The organism is Lewinellaceae bacterium (assembly GCA_020636135.1).
Taxonomy (GTDB): domain Bacteria; phylum Bacteroidota; class Bacteroidia; order Chitinophagales; family Saprospiraceae; genus JAGQXC01.
Genome location: JACJYK010000001.1, coordinates 1,598,036 through 1,617,905, shown reverse-complemented (window position 1 = coordinate 1,617,905; position 19,870 = coordinate 1,598,036). Strand labels below are relative to the sequence as shown.

The 19,870-nt window shown below is 47.9% G+C and carries 13 protein-coding genes; 5 read left to right on the top strand and 8 right to left on the bottom strand.

Annotated features, from left to right (window positions below; translation table 11 throughout):
* Positions 1 to 25: 25 nt before the first annotated feature.
* Positions 26 to 1,444 carry an aspartate aminotransferase family protein gene (locus tag H6570_06095; GenBank protein ID MCB9318831.1) on the top strand — a complete coding sequence of 473 codons (1,419 nt, stop codon included), beginning with the start codon at positions 26 to 28 and terminating at the stop codon, positions 1,442 to 1,444.
* Positions 1,445 to 1,452: 8 nt separating this feature from the next.
* Here H6570_06095 and prfB read toward each other — a convergent pair whose 3' ends face one another.
* From prfB to H6570_06075, 4 genes are all read right to left on the bottom strand, one after another.
* Positions 1,453 to 2,484: a peptide chain release factor 2 gene (prfB, locus tag H6570_06090; protein ID MCB9318830.1), complete on the bottom strand. Its 1,032-nt coding sequence runs from the start codon at positions 2,482 to 2,484 to the stop codon at positions 1,453 to 1,455.
* Between the two features lie 109 nt (positions 2,485 to 2,593).
* Positions 2,594 to 3,994, bottom strand: coding sequence for a PQQ-dependent sugar dehydrogenase (locus H6570_06085; GenBank protein ID MCB9318829.1), 1,401 nt, complete (start codon positions 3,992 to 3,994; stop codon positions 2,594 to 2,596).
* 108 nt (positions 3,995 to 4,102) lie between these two features.
* Positions 4,103 to 5,017, bottom strand: a complete 915-nt coding sequence (locus H6570_06080) for an FKBP-type peptidyl-prolyl cis-trans isomerase (GenBank protein MCB9318828.1) — start codon at positions 5,015 to 5,017, stop codon at positions 4,103 to 4,105.
* On the bottom strand, positions 5,014 to 6,015 hold the full coding sequence (locus H6570_06075) for a bifunctional oligoribonuclease/PAP phosphatase NrnA (GenBank protein ID MCB9318827.1): 1,002 nt from the start codon (positions 6,013 to 6,015) through the stop codon (positions 5,014 to 5,016). Before H6570_06075 ends, H6570_06080 begins: the two co-directional genes overlap by 4 nt.
* Positions 6,016 to 6,128: 113 nt before the next feature.
* Here H6570_06075 and H6570_06070 point away from each other — a divergent pair, with 113 nt between their 5' ends.
* A complete protein-coding gene (locus H6570_06070) occupies positions 6,129 to 6,551 on the top strand; it encodes a nucleoside-diphosphate kinase (protein MCB9318826.1) in 423 nt (140 codons plus the stop codon).
* A 20-nt stretch (positions 6,552 to 6,571) separates the two neighbouring features.
* Here H6570_06070 and H6570_06065 read toward each other — a convergent pair whose 3' ends face one another.
* Positions 6,572 to 8,953 carry a Smr/MutS family protein gene (locus H6570_06065; protein ID MCB9318825.1) on the bottom strand — a complete coding sequence of 794 codons (2,382 nt, stop codon included), beginning with the start codon at positions 8,951 to 8,953 and terminating at the stop codon, positions 6,572 to 6,574.
* A gap of 226 nt (positions 8,954 to 9,179) precedes the next feature.
* Positions 9,180 to 10,334: a hypothetical protein gene (locus H6570_06060; GenBank protein ID MCB9318824.1), complete on the bottom strand. Its 1,155-nt coding sequence runs from the start codon at positions 10,332 to 10,334 to the stop codon at positions 9,180 to 9,182.
* A gap of 216 nt (positions 10,335 to 10,550) precedes the next feature.
* On the opposite strand from H6570_06060, the gene H6570_06055 reads away from it, so the two are divergent.
* Both H6570_06055 and aroC read left to right on the top strand, forming a co-directional pair.
* Entirely contained in the window at positions 10,551 to 11,417 is an 867-nt protein-coding gene (locus H6570_06055) for a DNA-binding protein (protein ID MCB9318823.1), read from the top strand.
* 78 nt (positions 11,418 to 11,495) lie between these two features.
* Positions 11,496 to 12,575 (top strand): chorismate synthase, encoded by a 1,080-nt coding sequence (gene aroC / locus H6570_06050; protein ID MCB9318822.1) that lies wholly within the window; start codon positions 11,496 to 11,498, stop codon positions 12,573 to 12,575.
* Here aroC and H6570_06045 read toward each other — a convergent pair.
* Positions 12,572 to 17,398, bottom strand: coding sequence for a translocation/assembly module TamB (locus H6570_06045; GenBank protein MCB9318821.1), 4,827 nt, complete (start codon positions 17,396 to 17,398; stop codon positions 12,572 to 12,574). The two genes, aroC and H6570_06045, sit on opposite strands and share 4 nt — an antisense overlap.
* Before the next feature lie 107 nt (positions 17,399 to 17,505).
* The gene (gene folP, locus H6570_06040) at positions 17,506 to 18,348 is read right to left on the bottom strand and encodes a dihydropteroate synthase (protein ID MCB9318820.1); all 843 of its coding nucleotides are present in this window, start codon (positions 18,346 to 18,348) and stop codon (positions 17,506 to 17,508) included.
* A 154-nt stretch (positions 18,349 to 18,502) separates the two neighbouring features.
* Here folP and H6570_06035 point away from each other — a divergent pair, with 154 nt between their 5' ends.
* A complete protein-coding gene (locus H6570_06035; protein ID MCB9318819.1) occupies positions 18,503 to 19,867 on the top strand; it encodes a peptidoglycan DD-metalloendopeptidase family protein in 1,365 nt (454 codons plus the stop codon).
* Positions 19,868 to 19,870: the final 3 nt, after the last annotated feature.

Genomic DNA, 19,870 nt, shown 5'->3' with positions numbered 1-19,870 from the left:
CTTTTGCCACCAATTGGATTAAATCATGGATATCCCTGTATTTAGGAAGCATGCACACGAAGTGGTAGAATGGATTTGCAACTACTACGAACAACTTGAAAATCTACCCGTAAAATCACAAGTTTCTCCCGGCGATATACGTGACCAGCTGCCGGGATCTCCTCCGGCTCACGGAGAATCGTTTGAAGCGATCTGGAAAGACTTTCAGGACATTGTATTACCGGGGATGACACACTGGCAACATCCGCACTTTCACGCCTATTTCCCAGCGAACACCTCGTTGCCATCCATCCTGGGAGAAATGATCACTGCAGCCCTGGCCGCACAGTGTATGATCTGGGATACCTCGCCGGCAGCGGCTGAGCTGGAAGAACGCGTCATGGAATGGATGCGGGACGCATATGGGCTGCCTGCTTCATGGCAGGGAGTTATCCAGGATACTGCTTCTACAGCTACACTGGTGTCCATATTGACCGCACGGGAAAAACAAAGTACCTGGCAAAGCAACAAGCAGGGACTCCAGGGACTGCCCGTATACCGCGTATATGCATCCACGGATGTTCATTCGTCCATCGATAAAGCTGTGCAGATAGCCGGTATTGGTCTGGAGAACCTGGTAAAAATCCCGGTGGATATGAATCGATCCATGCAGCCTGAAGCACTGGAAGAAGCCATCCGAAAAGACCAGGCTGCCGGAATGATACCGCTATGTGTCATCATTGCACTCGGTTCCACCTCTACCCTTGCTGTCGATCCCCTTGAGCCTATCGCCTCCATCTGCGAAACCCACAGACTATGGCTGCATATCGATGCTGCTTACGCCGGCAATGCACTTCTTTTGCCGGAATACCGCTGGATGATCCGTGGTATCGAACGAGCAGATACGTTTGTAACCAATCCACATAAATGGCTCTTCACAAATTTTGATCTCAGCGCCTATTTCGTCAAAGACCGTGACGCACTGGTCCGTACCTTTTCGATCCTTCCTGAATACCTGAAAACAGCTACCACCGGTAAAGTGAACGACTATCGCGATTGGGGAATAGCCCTTGGAAGACGATTCCGTGCTTTGAAGCTCTGGTTCGTTCTGCGTACATACGGCATCGAAGGTTTGCAACAGACGCTGCGAAACCACATCGAATGGGCAAACTGGTTTGCGGATCAGGTGAAAGGCAATCCCCACCTGGAATTAGTCACACCACTCTTCCTGAATATGGTCTGCTTGCGAGCCGTTCAACCCGGATGGAGTCTGGAGGAAGCGAACAGTTTCAACCAGCAGTGGCTGACCAGGATCAATGGCAGTGGTAAAGCCTACCTGACGCATACCAAAGTTGATGGAAAGTATACGATCCGCGTGGTACTGGGTCAAACCTACCTGCAGCGCAGACATGTCACGGAACTATGGGACTGGATGTTGGCCGAATTGCCGGAGGTGGTCATATAAGCCTGGAGTTAATTGCCCGAACCATCCCACATCAGGAAAGCCTTGAGAAAACCGTCAAGGTCTCCGGCCAAAACCGCGTCGGTCTGTGATGTCTGGAACTGGGTGCGATGATCTTTGACACGACGGTCATCAAGCACATAGGAACGAATCTGCGAACCCCATTCGTTTTTCATCTTGGTTGCTTCGATCTTGTCCCTCTCGGCGCGTTTTTTCTCCAGCTCTTTTTCATACAGGCGGGATCGCAACATCTGCATCGCCTTGTCCCGGTTCATATGCTGAGAACGTTCCTGCTGGCATTCCACCACAATTCCACTGGGTAAATGCCGGACGCGCACGGCCGATTCGGTCTTGTTCACGTGCTGGCCCCCGGCCCCACTGGACCGGAAGGTGTCCCATTCCAGGTCAGCCGGATTGATATCAACTTCGATACTGTCATCGATCAATGGATGAACAAAAACGGAGGCAAAAGAAGTCATTCGCTTGCCTTGCGCATTAAAAGGACTTACGCGGACCAGCCGGTGCACTCCATTTTCTCCTTTCAGCATACCATAGGCGTATTCTCCGTCCAATTCCAACGAAACCGACTTGATACCAGCAACATCCCCAGCCTGTTCGTAAAGCAGCGATACCTTGTAGCCGTTGCGTTCAGCCCACATCAGGTACATGCGGTATAACATGGAAGCCCAATCACAAGCCTCTGTACCACCGGCACCGGCATTGATCTCCAGAATGCAGGATAATTCGTCTTCCGGTTGATTCAGGGTAGATCTGAACTCCAGGTCTTCAATCTTGGTTACGACCAGGTCGTATGCCTGATCAACTTCTCCTTCAGTAGCTTCCCCTTCCTTTTGGAATTCAAATAAAACATCCAGATCATCCAGCGACTGCTGGAAGGCCATGTACTGCTCAACCCACTTTTTATGCGATTTAAGCTCTTTGAGGATAATCTCTGCCTTGTCCGGTTCTGCCCAGAAATCCGGGTCGCCGGCAACTTGTTCTTTTTCTTCTATTTCGAGTAATCGTCTGTCGACGTCAAAGATACCTCCTTAGAAGAGCGGATCGATCCTTGAGATCGTTTAGTTGTTCAATAGTCATGATTGCTATTTTTTCGCCCACGCAAAAATAGAAGAACTTACCGGAATCGAAGACTCAATGCATTATTTCTACCATAAATACCCTTGAGTACATGCCGGAAGAACGAACCTGCAGCCAGAGGATCCCATTTACTGCTCCGGGGACAGGCAACGTACCTCCTCCTGCCGGGATTGGCTGCCAGGAGCCTGCCTTGCCCGAAAGCTCTATCCAGCGATATTCGCCTGCTGTTGTTACCGGTAGCTGCAGCTGAACGGAGGATGTGGCCGGGTTGGGGAATAAGGTAACCTGATCCATGATGTCCACTAACCGGTGCGTGGATGCATCGGTCTGAATCTGATAAACGAAGCCCTCAATTGTCGCAAAAAATAATTCTCCATCCGCATTCTCGCCGAAAGTTGAAGTATGCAGGTAAGGAAACTCGAAATCAAGAACCTGAGAAGCATTGGCGGCATCGTATTTCAAGGCCCATAACCGGTTTTTTTCATAATCAGCAAAAAAATAAAGTCCGGCCAGGTCGGAATTTGCTCCGCGGTACATAAACCCACCGGTGATGGACTCTCCGCAATACCGGGAGTCCGGACAATTATCTGAATGTGCATAAACATAAACCGGCATAGCCTGGTCGATCGAATCACAAGGGCTAAAGTAGTGATCTCCCTCAAAGCATCTCCATCCAAAATTAAGTCCTCTTTTGCCTGCTGGCACCCGACTGATTTCTTCCCATTTATCCTGACCTACATCACCAATCCACAAATCTCCATTCTGGCGGTCAAAAGCTATGCGCCACGGATTGCGCAATCCATAAGCCCATATTTCCGGTTTGACAGCGGGCACATCTAAAAATGGATTATCCACAGGGATGCGGTAGGTTTCTTGTCCACGTACATCTATGCGTAACAACTTCCCTAGCAGCGTATCCAGGTTCTGCCCGTTTCCGGCCGGGTCATTGGCTGCCCCACCATCGCCGGTTGTTATGTATAACATGCTATCCGGGCCAAAAGCGATATCTCCAGCATTGTGATTTTTATAGGGTTGATCAAACTTCAAGACAACTTCTTCCCGGTTTGATGAAACGTAATCACCAGGAGATTCAACAAAACGTCGTGCCACCCTGCTTATAAGCTTACCGTCTATCTTACCGGCATAATCGATATAATAAATGCCATTCTCATCAAACTGTGGATCGAAGGCAAGTCCAAGAAGGCCCAGCTCACTGTCCGCATCTAACTGGTCTGACAAATCAAGAAAGGTGCTGACGACCAGCCCTCCTTCAACGATGCGGATTCTTCCACCCTGCTCAACCACATACATTCTATCGGGATATCCCGGTGCAAAAGCAATATCCGTAGGCCTGGATAATCCATGCACGACCTCCTGATATATTAATTCGGGTTGTGCCAGAGCAGTCAGGGGAAGAAAATACAGGCACACCAGAATATGGGAAAGCCTTCTCATGACTTTTATGGGTAAAACGAAAAAAATCAATTCAACGGTACGTGAATTTCCAATTGAATATCATGAATCCTGCCCGGCAGCCTGCTTTCCGAATAGCCAGAAGTCAGCCTATTCAATGACTTCTACCAGAAAGAAAAGATTAGCGTTTGGAGGAATTGCCGGCGGGCTTCCAGCTTCAGCATAAGCCAGGTTGGCCGGTACCCAGATGGTAGCCACCGACCCGCGAGGCAGGTATTGAAAGATATCATCCCAAGCCTTGATCACCGTACCTCTTCCAAAGGTAAAGGCATAAGGCCGGCCATCGTGATAACTGTCGTCGAAGACCGTACCATCTTCCAATGCACCCACATAATTGATGGCTACACCAACCCCATTTTCAATGACCAAGCCTGTTCCCAGTGTGTGTACGTAGTATTCAATTCCGGAAGGTGTGCGCTGGATCTTATCCGCATATTCTCCCTTCCAGGCTTTGATATCCGCCTGCAATTTTTGCTTCATAGGCTCGGTGAGCAACCGGACACTGTCCACATAATGGTCAAATACGGCCTGCATGGAATCCTTTTCTGCCTGCCATTGGGATTGCGATTTTATTTTTTCCAGTTTCATGAAATAGGTAAGGTGGTCAAACTGGAATGCTTCGGTAGGTATGTTCAGGTCACGCGGTGTCAGGGTAAAACTGACACTGTCTCCGATATGCATCTCGCGCAGTACATCCATGATAGGTCCTACATCACGGGAGATTTGACCTGCTTCAGAGATCTGATTCTTACGCAGTTTCCGGTCGACCCAACTGTTCTGAAGGACTACGGAGTCATCCATGACCTCAATGACATTGAAATAGGCGACTTCGCCTACATTGATCTTACGCCCCGGGCCGCGCTCAAACAAGTAATACGTAAAGCCAGTCGGGGTTTTCAGGAACTCCCCTACTTCTGTACCACCGGATTTGCTGCCCTTACTGCAAGAGCCAAAGGAAAGTAGGCCGATGCTAAGTACGATACAGCCTAAGAATGTAGTTCTCATATATTTGAAAATTGAATAACCGAAGGAAGATGTTGTTTCAATTGTTGCAGGGCATCGGTAAAACTGACCTGCAGGGAGCCACCTGCTGCATTCTTATGCCCGCCACCGTTAAAGTGACGTCTGGCCAGTTCATTTACTGCTATGTCGCCTTTACTGCGAAAACTGAACTTGATCAGATTTTGTTGTTCCGTGATCAAAACAGCTACCCAGATATCACCCACCATCAGCGGATAATTGACGATCCCCTCCGTATCCCCCCGGCTGATCTTGAAACGCTGGAAATCGGCTTTGTTCAAGCCAATGATCGCAGCATGCCATTCCGGAACAATTTCCATCCTTAAATCCAGACAGAAGCCCAAAAGCTGAAGTTGCTTGGCAGACATATTGTTGAAGATATTGTACTGGATCTGCTGATAGTCAACTCCTTTGGTGATCAGCTGAGATACAATATTGAATACGGTAGGGTTAACATTAAACTTGAATGATCCGGTATCCGTGATGATACCGGTCAGGAGACAGGTGGCAATCGCAGCATCGACACGGTGGAGCAGACCCAATTCCTCGAAAAACCGGTAAACCAGCTCTGCCGTTGATGAAGCCAGCGGATCCGAAATCATATAGCCGGCGAAAGGCATGGGGTCCTGGTGATGATCGATCAGAATAATGGGTTTATTAGAGGTAGCCACAGTTTGGCTCACATTATCTACCCGGTCCAATGAGTTGAAATCCAGACAGATGATCAGGTCACACTCCTCAATGAGCGTATTGGCATAGCTTACCCGGCTGTCAGCAATCACTACCGATTCGACATCCGGAAGCCAGTCAAAGTAATATGGATACTCGCTCGGAAGGATCACCTTAACCTGATGCCCGATGTAGGTAAGCATCCGGGCCATTGCCAGTGAAGAGCCTAATGCATCCCCATCAGGATTGCGGTGTGAAAGGATGGTAACCTTACGCGGCTGTTTAATAAGAGGTATGATATCAATCGTATTCATCGCGCAGGGGGCGAAATTCACTATTTTAAATTTGATATCAAAATATTTTTACAGCCTAGGTCAATGGTTTACTTTTGCCCCGCAAATAAAAAAGCCTTAAATCCTAGTAAATTATGGCAGGTAACAGAACATTCACGATGATCAAGCCGGATGCCGTAGCTGACGGTCACATCGGAGCTATCTTAGCGAAAATCAATGAAGCGGGATTCCGCATCGTTGCAATGAAAATGACCCATTTAAGTAAACAAAAAGCGGAAGGATTTTACGCGGTGCATAAAGAGCGTCCATTCTTTGGAGAATTGACCAGCTTTATGTCATCAGGCCCGATCGTTGCCGCGGTACTGGAAAAGGACAATGCCGTAGCCGACTTCCGTACTTTGATTGGAGCAACGGACCCGGCGAAAGCAGCTCCAGGCACCATACGTGCCCTTTTCGCACGCAATATGGGTGAAAATGCAGTCCACGGATCCGATTCCGATGAAAATGCAGCTATCGAAATCGCTTACCACTTTCCGGCTACTGAAATATTCGGTTAAGCTTAAAGTACACTACTTAATTAAGTATGAAACTGGGCGATGGTTATGCCGTCGCCCCCGCTTTCCGGGTCGGGATGATAAACCTTGGCCGTGGGGTAATCACTTAGTTTGTCAAGAACCACCTGCTTCAGGACACCATTCCCTTTTCCATGCAGGATTTTGATGGACCAGGCATTGGCCAGGACAGCCTTATCGATAAATCCTTCTACAATTTTCTCCGCCTCGCCTTTCTTTAATCCCCGAATGTCCAGCTGTGTCCCAAAGTCAAAGGAATGGTCGTGTAAGGTGGTTTTCACACTTCGCTCTCCACGTACCGGAAGTGGCTCTCGGCCGTGCCTCAGCTCTTTCACAGGCAATGTCACCTGCATGGCCCCGATTTGCAGTACGGCCTGCCCTTTCTCCAGCCTCAGAACTTCACCGACCCACTCACTCTTGCTGTGTCGTACAAAATCACCTATTTCAATGGGTTTTTGATTTCTGGTTTCCTGGATATTTAATGTCGTATCAAGCTTCTGGGCGACTGTATTGAGTTCCTTTTGTTCGGCTTTTAGTTCCGTCAACTTCTGCTCCACCCGTTCAACCTTTTGGGTCTTACGTAATTCCCGGACCAGTTTCTCTACAGCCTGAATGTTTTGCTGATTGTCCTGGAGGGCTTTCTGTTTCGTTTCGAGTTTCAGCTTTTTGCGTTTAACCTCCAGATCGAGCTGCATCTGCTGGTAGGTTTTCATGAGCTTGTCTGCCTGGCTGATCTTTTCTTTATGCTCCTGCATTACCCGTTGAAGATCGATGCGTTCCTGTTCCAGATCACTCAGGAGCTGATCGACATAATACACTTTGTTCCCCATTTTCTGTTTGGCGTATTGAATGATGGTATCATCCAGGCCAATCTTCTCGGCTATTTCAAGTGCAAAACTGCTGCCAGGCCGCCCCAGGCGCAAGCGATAGGTAGGCTTCAAGTCTTTGCGGTTGAATAACATCGCCCCATTGACCATACCCTCGAGGTGGTTAGCCAGTATCTTGAGATTCGAATAATGTGTGGTGATGACTCCTTTGACTTGTTGATCATGCATGCGCATCAGCACCGCCTCTGCAATGGCGCCTCCAATTTTTGGGTCTGTTCCCGTACCGAATTCGTCGATGAAAACCAACGTTCTGGCCCCGGCCATCCGGATCATCTCCTGCATCAGCTTCAGTCGGGAACTGTAGGTACTCAGATCGTCCTCAATGGATTGCTGGTCCCCAATATCAACGACAAATTCTTCAAAGATCCCAATGGTGGAGTCTGCACTTGCCGGAATTAAAAGTCCGCATTGTGCCATCCATTGACAGAGGGCGATGGTCTTTAATGCCACCGACTTCCCACCGGCATTGGGTCCGCTGAGTAAAGCCAACCGTTTAGGATAGCCCAATTGAATGGACAATGGAATGGTTTCTTTGCCGGATTCAAGATTTTTCAGGTATAAGAGAGGGTGTTTTGCTTCAACCAAAGCAAATTCCGGTTGAGCGGAAAGACTTGGTTTTTTCGCGTGGATCTGTCCTGCGAAAAGCGACTTGGCACGAATGGCATCCAGCTGCCAAAGGTATTCCTGCCAATCAGCCAGTGACTCCCGGTAATGGCGGGCAAAAGCGGCAAACTCGGAAAGAATTCGGTGAACCTCTTTGCGCCAGGACATTTGCAAATCAAACAGGTTGTTGTTGATCTGGATGATCTCATCCGGCTCTACATAAGCTGTGCGACCGGTAGTAGACTCATCGTGAATGATACCACGGATCTTGCGTTTGTGCTCGCTGTGTACTGCAAATACCCGGCGTCCGTTACGCACGCTTTCCAACGTATCTCCCAAATAACCCTGCTGGCGATACGTATTGATCAGACGGGCAAATGTGCGGTCCAGAACCTTCTCTTCTTCCTGCATCTGGTGCGTGATCTGAATCAACATCCTGGATGCATCCGGGCGGATAGAACCATCATCATCCAGGATCAACCGTATGCGGGTGTACAGCTCAGGCTCATAGCCGGCGGCCTGGAACGCTCCGCCAAGTAATGGCAAATAATCCGGGTCGATTTTTTTGAAATATTGATGCAACGAATCCATCTGAGCCAGCTGCCCGAGTAACAACTGCATCTCCTCCAGGGATAAAGGAGCATTCTCAAGACGCAAACGCTCAAGACAAGACTGGATGGAATCAAAAGAAGAAAATGGTAGTGGAATATCTTCTTCTCTTGCCTGCATGACCTCCGCTGCCTCTGACATTTGATGATCTATCTTCGCAACATCAATCATGGGCGAAATACTGCGAATCAGATCACTACCCTCTTTCGTCAGACATTTGCCTGCGATGAGCTGCTTGATCTTGTCAAATTCAATCTTGGCTTCAATATTACCTGGAATCCACTGCATGACACGAAATAACAACCTAAATACGGTTAAGTTGCAGGGGCAAATTTAGAACATTGGGCGTACTGGAGGAAAGCCTGATTCCTAAAAACCTGAAATCTGTTTTCCTGTACGGATGTGATGTGCCTCTTTGATGATAAGCACTTTTGACTCCTATTAAAACCAATACCAATTTACATCACAACTGGATCAACCTTAATGCCATGCTGTCACCGGAAAATGGAACTACCTAATACCGCATTAAAGCATTTAGTTGATAACCCGGCAAGGGCATCTCATTCAAGGTCGTTTCATAGACCGTCCCACCTTGTAAAAAGACCTGGGTTGCGGCCAGATTGGTCAAAGAAGTGTTAGTCAGGTTGGGATATTCATGGATCCGCACTTCTGTGGTGGATTTATCGTAAATGCCCCAAATCTCTGCTTCCATATCGAGGAATAACGTATCGACTTTACCTGCCACAGCATCAGGTATAAGGTTTTCCCAGGAAACAGCAGTCCTGCCCGTGTTTTGAAAGCGACGGATCAGATCAGCCTTAGTATCCCTTGCTTTAAGATAAATGGAATCCAGTACCGTCTGAGAGCGATCAATTATTGTTTTCGCAGATGTGTACCTCGGATCCAGGGCGATCGGATCCGGATGCATAAATCGGTAGGTATTTACTTCCCGGTAGACGGAGAACAATTCAGGAGTAGCCACTACCAATAAAGGCCATTTATCCAGTTCCAAAATAGGTTGGAGCAAATGGTCAACAGACCGGAATAAGGTCATTACTTCATCCTTCTGGTCTTCCTGCCATTCTCCTTTACCATGATAAATAGTATACGAATGACCTCCCATTTTTTGACGATGAAAGGATATTGATGATTCCTGGTAGTCCGTTCCCATGACCTCCTCAACGCTTTGCGGCAAGCCGGGCAGCATCACTTCTCCAAATTCTTCCCCTTCGCCTCTATAACATTTTATTTCCTGCAAATTAAGTGAGAGGACATGATAATGGGGTTGATTCTGAATGACTGGCAATAATGGTCTGAGGTAGTACTCATGAGCCAGGTAATGTCTGGACTTTACAGAATATGGCAAGTCATAGCTTTGAAGCTGCCCTGGCGCAAGAAAAATTGCTAATCCCTCCGTCCGATAGCGCCAAAAATCAATATCGTGTAATAAATCCTGTAATGGACGGAAAAAGTCTTTGATACTGGATTTATCGTATCCACGGGTTTCCAGGACCGTCTCTGTCCTTTTTATTAAATTTTTAAGCAGGAGCTGGTCTTCGTGATGCAATACTTCCTGTCCTGCAACATGTGTTGGCATGTAAATCGAAAGGCAACGACCTTCATGGGTATCTGCCAATTTATTAAATAGTTGCTTCGTCAATTTTGTCATATCAGGTTTTCTTTTTGGTGACCAAATAGTTAACCCTCTGCCATATCCCATTAACAAATTTGATATTTAACATTACGGGGAATTTTGAGACTATCCAATGACCTGTATCACTGCCTATACCTATTATTATTCCAAATTCTCCTGTATCATGATTACCATCATTGATGATTAGACGTTGAACTGCTAACTCTGAATACAACCCATAAATAATTGATAATGAGGGAGATTACTAATAAACACATTGCTATTATCCTGGACGAAATTGCTAACCTGTTGGAGATCCAGGAAGCTAACCCACATCGTGTGCGTGCTTACCGTTCTGCTGCTCAATACGTTGAAAGACTGGATTTTCCTATCCGGGACATCATCCGGTCGGGTGACGGGCTAACTTTACAATCTCTGCCATACATCGGTGAACGATTGGCCCGGTTGATTGAGGAAGTTGTCCGGACGGGTAAGTCGGTGGTACTGGAGCGATTAAAAGGGTCGGTAACTGCAGAAGAACAGTTTGCCCATCTTCCGGGCATAGGACCACAGTTGGCCGAACGCATCGTACATCACCTGGATATTCATACCCTGCAAGATCTCGAGACGGCTGCTCATGACGGACGGCTCTCAACAGTCCCCGGTTTTGGCAAGCGCCGTATTGATGCTCTAAAATGGAGCCTTGAAGGCTTACTCGCCCGTAGGGTCACCCGTTTAAACCCCGAAAATAGGGTGATTAAAAGTGAGCCTTCCGTCGCAACGATCCTGAAGGTAGATGACGTTTACCGTCATAAAGCAGCGGCCGGGAAACTCCGTTTGATTGCGCCAAAGAGGTTCAATCCGGAAGGTAAAGCCTGGTTACCGGTCATGCATCTGGAAGAGGATGATTGGTCCTTTACTGCACTCTACTCCAATACCAGCCGGGCACACAACCTGGGTAAAACGTCAGATTGGGTGGTCATTTTTTATGAAAAAGAGGGGCGGGAAGGTCAGGTCACCGTAGTTACCGAAACCCATGGCTCCCTGAAAGGCAACCGGGTAGTCCGGGGAAGGGAAAAAGAATGCGGGGCCTATTATCTTGTCGCCCAAGAAATGTGATTTGCACTTCAAAGGCCGGTATATCCTCCGGCAACAGTAATATGTTAACTTTGTCAGCACATTGCAAACCAGGCAAGGATGGGAGGAAATATATTTGGACATGCATTCAGGATTTCCACATTTGGTGAATCGCACGGGACCGCAATTGGTGTTATCATCGATGGCTGCCCTCCGGGATTTTCCATAGACCTCTCGCTTATCCAGCAAGAGATGAATCGCCGGCGCCCCGGTCAGTCTGCCATCGTGACCCAGCGCAATGAAGCCGACGAAGTACAGATCCTGTCCGGGCTGTTCGAAGGAAAGACCACGGGCACGCCAATCGCCATGGTCCTGCACAATGAGGATCAGAAATCCAAGGACTATAGCCACATCAAGGATCAATTCCGCCCTTCTCATGCCGATTTTACGTACCAGGAGAAATATGGAATCCGTGACTACCGTGGCGGTGGACGAAGCTCAGCACGGGAGACTGCCGCACGGGTTGCAGCCGGGGCCATCGCCCGGCAGGTATTATCCCATTTCGGCATAGAGATATACGCTTATACGAGCCAGGTTGGTTCGATCCGTATTCCGGCAGATACAGAAATTGACCGCTCCTACATCGAACAAAATCCGGTGCGCTGTGCAGACCGGAACACTGCTGAAGCGATGGAAACGCTGATCCGGGACATTCGTAAGCAGGGAGATACGATCGGAGGAATTGTAACGGGTGTGATCACAGGTTGTCCGGTAGGGCTGGGAGAACCCGTTTTTGACAAACTCCACGCAGACCTGGGTAAGGCCATGCTCAGTATCAATGCTTGCAAGGGATTTGAGTACGGTTCAGGTTTTAACGGCGTACAGTTAAAAGGTTCACAGCACAATGATTTGTTCGTCTCAGAGGGAGGGAAGGTCACCACCAAAACCAATCTCTCCGGCGGAATACAGGGAGGCATTAGCAACGGCATGGACATTTATTTTCGTTGTGCCTTCAAACCGGTAGCAACCATCATGCAGGATCAGGAATCGATCGATCAGGAAGGCAAGCCTACGACGGTCAAAGGCAAAGGCAGACACGATCCTTGTGTCGTTCCGCGTGCGGTACCCATTGTGGAAGCGATGGCCGCGCTGGTTATTCTGGACCATCTGCTGAGACAACGTGTCAATACGCTGATCTAGAAGCTGGATTTATCGCTGCCTACTGCCTTCCCAATGTCCTCTGAAAGGTGTTTTTTGAAGTCAAAGATGTTGTCGAACTCTTTGCGGTATGTCAGACCCATACCAAATTTGTTGCGGCGTCCTTCGATCGTTTCTTCCGGGCGCTGGTACAATCGCAATGCCAGACGCCGGTCTTTGGTAATGTAGTACTCCAATGAAAAGTCTCCGGCAATATAGGTGCCGTTAATGGGAGAGTCATTCACAAAATTTGCCCCGAAATTCAAGGCCAGGCGGTCGTTGAACAGACGGTTGCGGAAATGCAACTGGACTTCAGATCCTCCCTGGGTAATGGCCCGCTCGGCTGAGGTATTCAGCTGGGAGTATAAGTTCCAGTTCACATCAAAATCAACACCGGAAATAAACCCATAATCGGATACCGCTTCGGATATCAGATCAGTCAAAAAGATTGACAACTGATTGGAAACCCACTGACTCAGGGTATTCGCCCCGGAATTGGAGAAGAACTGGTTACTGAGGGTGATGTTGTTGCTGGGCAGGAAATTCCCAAACAGGAATAAGCTTAAAACCTGATTGTTCAGTGCGTTTGGATCCGACTTGAGTACATTCAGTTTAGCGTCGGCATAGGACTTTAATTCACCAGTCAATTCAGGGAAACCCAGATCAAAGGAGATATTCGGATGCAACAAATCCCCGGTCAGGTGCAGGATCAACTGAACCGGTGTGTTGATGTTGTAGGAATTGGTAGAAGAGATCTGATTGGCATATTCAGCCAGGAAATTGGCCATATTGGCCTGCAACCCCCGGTATTCGGCATCCAGGTTGATCTCGGCAGCATAAGGATCTCCGGTCCAGCGTATGGTCCCTCCGCGGTAAACGATGAATGGTTTATTGATTACGCCATAGGTAAACAGATAGTTACCCTGGGAGATCTCATAGAGCCCGCGCATTTCAAATTGTCCGGACCGGGCCATTTCAATCTGGAGGTTGGCTGTACCTTTACCACGAATAACGTCGCCCTTGGCCTCATCAAAAATGATGTTTATTTCCGCCTCCTCCGTTACGGCCAGGTCCATTCGGAAATCAAGGCCTTCCCGTGAAACCGTGCGATTGGGTGCACTGTTTTGCGTGGAATCGAAAGACACGAACGTGATAAAGTCATCGCTGCTGGTGGTGGTAGCGTAACTGATCGGTACGCTTAATATTGTGCCGGCACCTGTTGAAGCATTGACATAGATATCTACGGCATTAAAAGGCCCGCGAAAAGTACAATCCAGGCGCCCGATAGCCTTACCGTAATAGAGATTGTTATCCTGCTTGGTTGTATTCAGAGCCATGATCTTGGGCGAGAGGATACGTGCATTCAGGCGGAAATTTTTCAGATGGTCATGTTCAATGCCCCCCGTTGCGGTGGCCCGGTTCCCAAGAGCATCACTCAGCTGCATGCCCGTAAAATCAAAGATATTTTCCCGGATATTGACGGTTTGATCATACATGTAATATTTGGTACCCAGGTATACGATCTTGGTCTCTCCCTGCCGGATCTTGGCAGTTCCTAGCATATTCATCTTTGACACAGGGCCTGTAATGGTAATATCCCCATCCATGGTACCGGTGGTTTCAGCAATACTGCCAGCCAGAAAATACTCCCCGATCTTTAAAGGATATTTGGTGATGGTGCCTTTCAGGTCTACAGTCATCTCAGGGTTTGACGGAGACTTGGGATGCATAAACCCACTCAGTGAAAGCCGTTTGTCGGTGTCCTCGATTTTCAAAAATGCGGCATAAGCATCTGCGGTTGTAGCCTGGGAAATGGACAAAAAGACCTGGCCGTATGGATCTCCGTTGATCTGTAAACTATCCATTTCACCCTTGACATTCAGATCTTTCCATTCAAAGATGTTCTTCATGGAAAAATACAGGTCTGCTTTCCCACCGAAGTTCAGTTTATCGTAAACCCAGATGCTGTCGATCCATCCGACCGGAAATGATTTAATGTCTGCGATCAATCCCTGGGGCCCCTCATTGCGTAACTCGATGGATTGACGTTTTGAGGAGAGGATAAAATTATCCAGTGCTATTTCCCGGTTGCCAAGAAAGATATGGTTGTCTTTGGATAATTCCCAGGGGGTACCGAATAAGGTCAGGCCCTGGGGATTTAACCAGATATCATAACCTTTGGCTGAAGGTTCAAACTCACCCGAGATGTTAATGCCATCCAGCACCCGAACCAGATCCGCCGTTTGTACCTGGAAATGCGTGCGATTATTTTCGATCCTTCCGTTAACGTACAGGTAATCGAGCGGGACTGTTGGCGATAAATGGCTGCTGTCCAATTGTAACTTAAATTCGGTGGAATCCGGCGTTCCATTCCAGGTAAAGGCGATGTTTTGGAAGGAACTCTTATCCCAGTCCAGCGATGGCACCTGAACCCGCGAAGTGAACGTCCCGTTCCGGTTGTCAAAATGGGTATTGATACTGGCGTTATGGACATTGCGAATGGGCAGATCAAACAAATTAAACCAGGTCTTGGCGTCCACCAATTGAAAATCCATGGTAAAGAAGGTGGGGATTTCCGTGACCTGTACACTATCCCAGCCAAACTTGGCACCGTAGTCCGGGTAATACTGGTTAAACGATTTTTTCAGGAACGGAATGGTTTTGGTCAACTGGAAATCGCCCTGCATGGATCCACTGCCGAGGTCAGAATCCACGGTCAAAAAACGCAAATTGTTCTGATTGCGGGCCTGGATCTTCAACTGGCGTAGTGCATAATTTTCTGTAAAACTCTTCTCGATCAGAAGATTTTCTGCAACCACCTCCCCAACAAACCGGTTCGGATCAATACCGCGAATATTCATGCGCAAACCTCCGGAGATATCCATCTCCGCTTTGGTCAAATGAAGTGGCAATGTTGATAAGCGCTCTATGCGGGCATTGAATACCAGATCAGGTATGGTGTCGCTGAAGTCCACCAAACCATTGAAAGACAGATCTATATTGGCGTCGGCGATGGAAAAATCCCCATCGAAACGGTTGCGTTGCAAACGCCCTTTCATGATCGCATTCCGGTATTGATAGCCTCGAAAGACCAGACTGGATACGTTGGCATCAATCAGGGCATCAAGGTTTTCTTTTCGCAATCCCTTCCCATCTTTTACCTCGGCCGATAAACTCACCTTCCCCAGGTCAGACTGACCTACCCACTTTCCCAGATCAAAGTCAATCAACTGAAGTTGCCCGGAATATTCGGCGGCATCCCTGCCCCGGGTCGCATTCAGTCTCATATCCATTTCTGCCCTACCCAATGCGGTGGTTAGCGCCCCATAGGCCACGAAATCCTGGTAGTAGCCATCAAAACGACCCGTAAAGTTAAGCGTGGCCAGCTTATCAAATTCAGCAGGCAGTTGCATTCCCCTGAACAGTTTGCGAATGGTAGACATCTGGGTTTGCAGCTTTTCCAGTTTCACATTGAGCAGTGTACGTTCACTTTCCTGGATATTGCGGGAAGAAACATCTCCGCTCAGTGCAAAAAGGTTCTGAATTTGCAGATCCAGATTGTCCGCATTCAAATGGGACACCGGTCCCTGAACACGACCCGAGATATCTACGGTCTCCTGTTTGTTGTCATTGAAAAAAGAAACATTGCCAAGTGCCGGGGCAAAGTAAATAAGGTCTTCGAGTCCAAGTGATGACCTTCCTATCTGGAAATCCATACGCACCCGGTCAACAAAACTTAACCAGTCCGGATATTCCTGGTAATAAAACCGAAGTGTATCCTGAATAAGGCTTTTCCCGGTTTGCAGTTGAAACCCAGGCAAATCTACCTTTTTAGAGGTAACGGAGACCTGTGGACAGGACAGCTGCCTGATCATAAAACCTCCGGTACTTTTGGCAGTCAGTTGGTTTAATGTTCCCGTAAAATCCAGGTCGGCGATGGATAAGTCATCCGCATCCAGTTCAATTTCGGTTACATCCATATGGTGGTAGTCAATACCCCCGCCCCCATCAGGTCCATAGCGACGGTCTTCCAATTGAAAGTGACCCTCATTTAAGATCACATGATCAATCCTGAACTGAGCTGGTTTTTTGGCAAGTGTATCCGTGAACACTGGAGGCAAACCTTCTGTCTCCACGACATCTGGTCCCGTACCGTATTTTTCAATGAAGACATAGGGTTTGGTTGCCTTGAATGACTTGAACTCAAATTCATTCTCCTTAAGGTCAATGGTCTTCGCATCCAGGGCCAGATCAGAAAATGCAAATGTCTGGGTACTGAAATTGAAATGGTTGACCATCTTCACCTCACAATCCGAACAATCTATGCCATGTACTGAAAGTTTAAAGGAAGAAGGCTTTCCCGCCGTAGTATCCTGGTTTTGAACTTGTACCGAATTCCATTTCTCCATCAGTTTGGAGAAGCTGTTACTGGTGGAGTCAATGATGATGGTCGCTTTCAGTTTTTGCAACTGGACATCTTCAATCTGCAAATTTTGCCGTAACAGTGAAAAAAGCCCGGCTGCCAGATCCACGCGGAATTTACTTACGGTGAGTAATGTATCCTGGCCAGAATAAGGCGATGCTACATACAATCCGTTGAGATAGATGTGCTGAAAAATATCAAGATCAACCTGGTCAAGTCGGACCTCCACGCCCAGCCGGCCTGAAGCATAATTCGTCACCTTATTTTTAGCCCAATTCTGAACAACCGGAATTTGGATTGCTACGGTAAGAAATACCGGGACCAGCACCAGAATCAAAAGAAGCCCACTGAGTACACGTACCCATTTGCGATTCTTCCGATATGGCTCCGGCGCAGCATTCATGAAGTTCAAGATCTGTACTCACACTCCAAACACCGGAAGTACAGGGTTGATTATCCCGGACGGAGTAATTAACAAATGTTTACCACAAAAGTACACTAAAAACGAGGTTAGCCTGTTTTAAGTTGCTCAAACACAGTGATTACCTGGCGGGCGGCAGCTACATCATGCACGCGCAAAACATCCGCTCCTCGTTCCAGAGCGGCAAAATGGAGCGCTGATGTTCCCGGCAAAACAACATCTGGGGTGGTCTTCAACGGCCGGTAGATCATGGATTTTCTCGAGATGCCCACTAAAATGGGCTTGTTGGTGAGATGAAAGGCATTCAAGTCCTGCAAAATGGTATAATTGTGCTCAATGGTCTTGCCAAATCCAAATCCCGGATCGACCAGGATATCGTATATCCCAAGTCCATGAAGCGCATTGATCCTGGTAATGAAAAACTGTAGGATGTCATTGGTTACATCCTGGTAATGAGGGGCATTTTGCATGTTTTGCGGCTGCCCGGCCATATGCATTAAAATGTAAGGGACTTTGTATTCTGCCAGCACACCCCACAGGCCGCTATCCAACAGTCCACCGCTGATGTCGTTACAGATGTGTGCCCCATGATCCAGCGCGGCCCGCAGAACGTCTGCACGATAGGTGTCTACGGAAATGAAACAATCAATGCCCAGTTCGCGCATCCACCTCAGAGCCTGTAACAGGCGTTCGATCTCCGTTTCGACGGGCAATTCGATGGCACCGGGACGGGAAGACATGGCGCCCAGATCGAGGATATCAGCTCCTTCCTCCACCATTTGGAGAACCTTGTTTTTGAAACCTGCCTCATCCTGGTAGAGCCCGCCATCGTAAAATGAATCTTCGGTGATGTTCAGAATACCCATGATTCGCGGCGTTGAGAAATCCAGTACCGTACCCGCGACATTCCAGGTCTTACGATATGGAATCATGCGACCTATATATTAACAATATCAATAAATTATAAATATATATATTTGATTTGCTTAAGATAGCTCCCTATTTTTGGCGATCTTTTATTGTTAAAGGTAAATTGATTATCAGAGTTGGCATGATTTTTTTGCCACCGATCAAAACCGGAAGCATATGCAGAAAAGTTTTTGGATTATCCTCTCCGTCCTGGTATTTATTCTGGCTGCCGTATTACTCATTCCTAATTTCTATAGCAGCTACAAACACCAACAAACTGAGCCAGAAGCCGTTGAAATGACGGAGGTACACCCCAAGTTACTCAGTTATGGCTTTGACCTGGATTCATTCATTGTAGACAGTGGAGTCATTAAACGCAATCAGTTTTTATCCGATATTCTGAATGATGCCGGTATCAGTTCCCAGAAAGTTTTTGAAATAGCACAGGCTGCCGAACAAGTTCAGTTCGGTTCCGACAAAAGCAAGATTGCCAGCACCCGGAACATGCGGGAAGGCAATAATTATGCGCTCGTCTACCGCGATACCGCCACCGCGCCTCTCTATTTCATCTATGAACCTGACTCCCGTAAATACGTCATTTACGATCTTGGCTTCCAGAACGACATCAAAGTAGTGGAACGCCCCCGTGAACTTCAATTGGTTTATGACGAAGGCTCTATTGAAAGTTCATTATGGGTTGCCATGGCCTCAAGCGGGGTTGCATACAGTCTGATCACCAAAATGGAAGAAGCATTAGGCTGGGTGATCAGTTTTGATTATGTCCAGCACGGAGATGTGTACAAACTGGTCTATGAAAAGGAATACATTGACGGCCAACCCTCGGGCGTGGGTAAACTACTGGGCGCCTATTTCGCTACCGGAGGGCAGGAGTATTACGCTTATTATTATGAAAATGAAAAGTATCATGGATACTTTGACGGTCAGGGCAGGCCTATGGTTCGTCAGTTCCTGATGTCCCCGATCAGTGCCAAGTATCGTATCTCTAGCCGCTATAACCCCAGTCGGTTTCATCCGGTGCTGAAAATACGCCGGGCCCATCTCGGGACCGATTTTGCTGCAAATTACGGCACGCCCATTCAGGCCACGGCAGACGGCACTGTGATCATGGCTTCCTACACCAAAGGCAATGGTAACTTTGTGAAGATCCGCCATGACAAAACCTTTGAGACGCAATACCTGCACATGAAAGGATTCGCTTCCGGCATAAGGCCTGGAGTACGGGTACGCCAGGGGCAGACCATCGGCTATGTTGGTTCCACCGGACTGGCCACCGGTCCCCATGTCTGCTATCGTTTCTGGAAAAATGGAAAACAAATCGACCCATTGAAGCTGAACTTCCCTCCCCCTGAACCAATGGCTAAGGATGACTTGCCTGCTTTCAATGTGGTGAAGGACCAGATCCGGAGTATGATTGATACCAAAATCGTAGCCCCGATCGATCAGACTCAACCCGTGATGGCGACCAAAGTAGATTCTGCTGCGGACTCCACAGTTAAAACGGAGGCATTGAACCTGGATTGATTC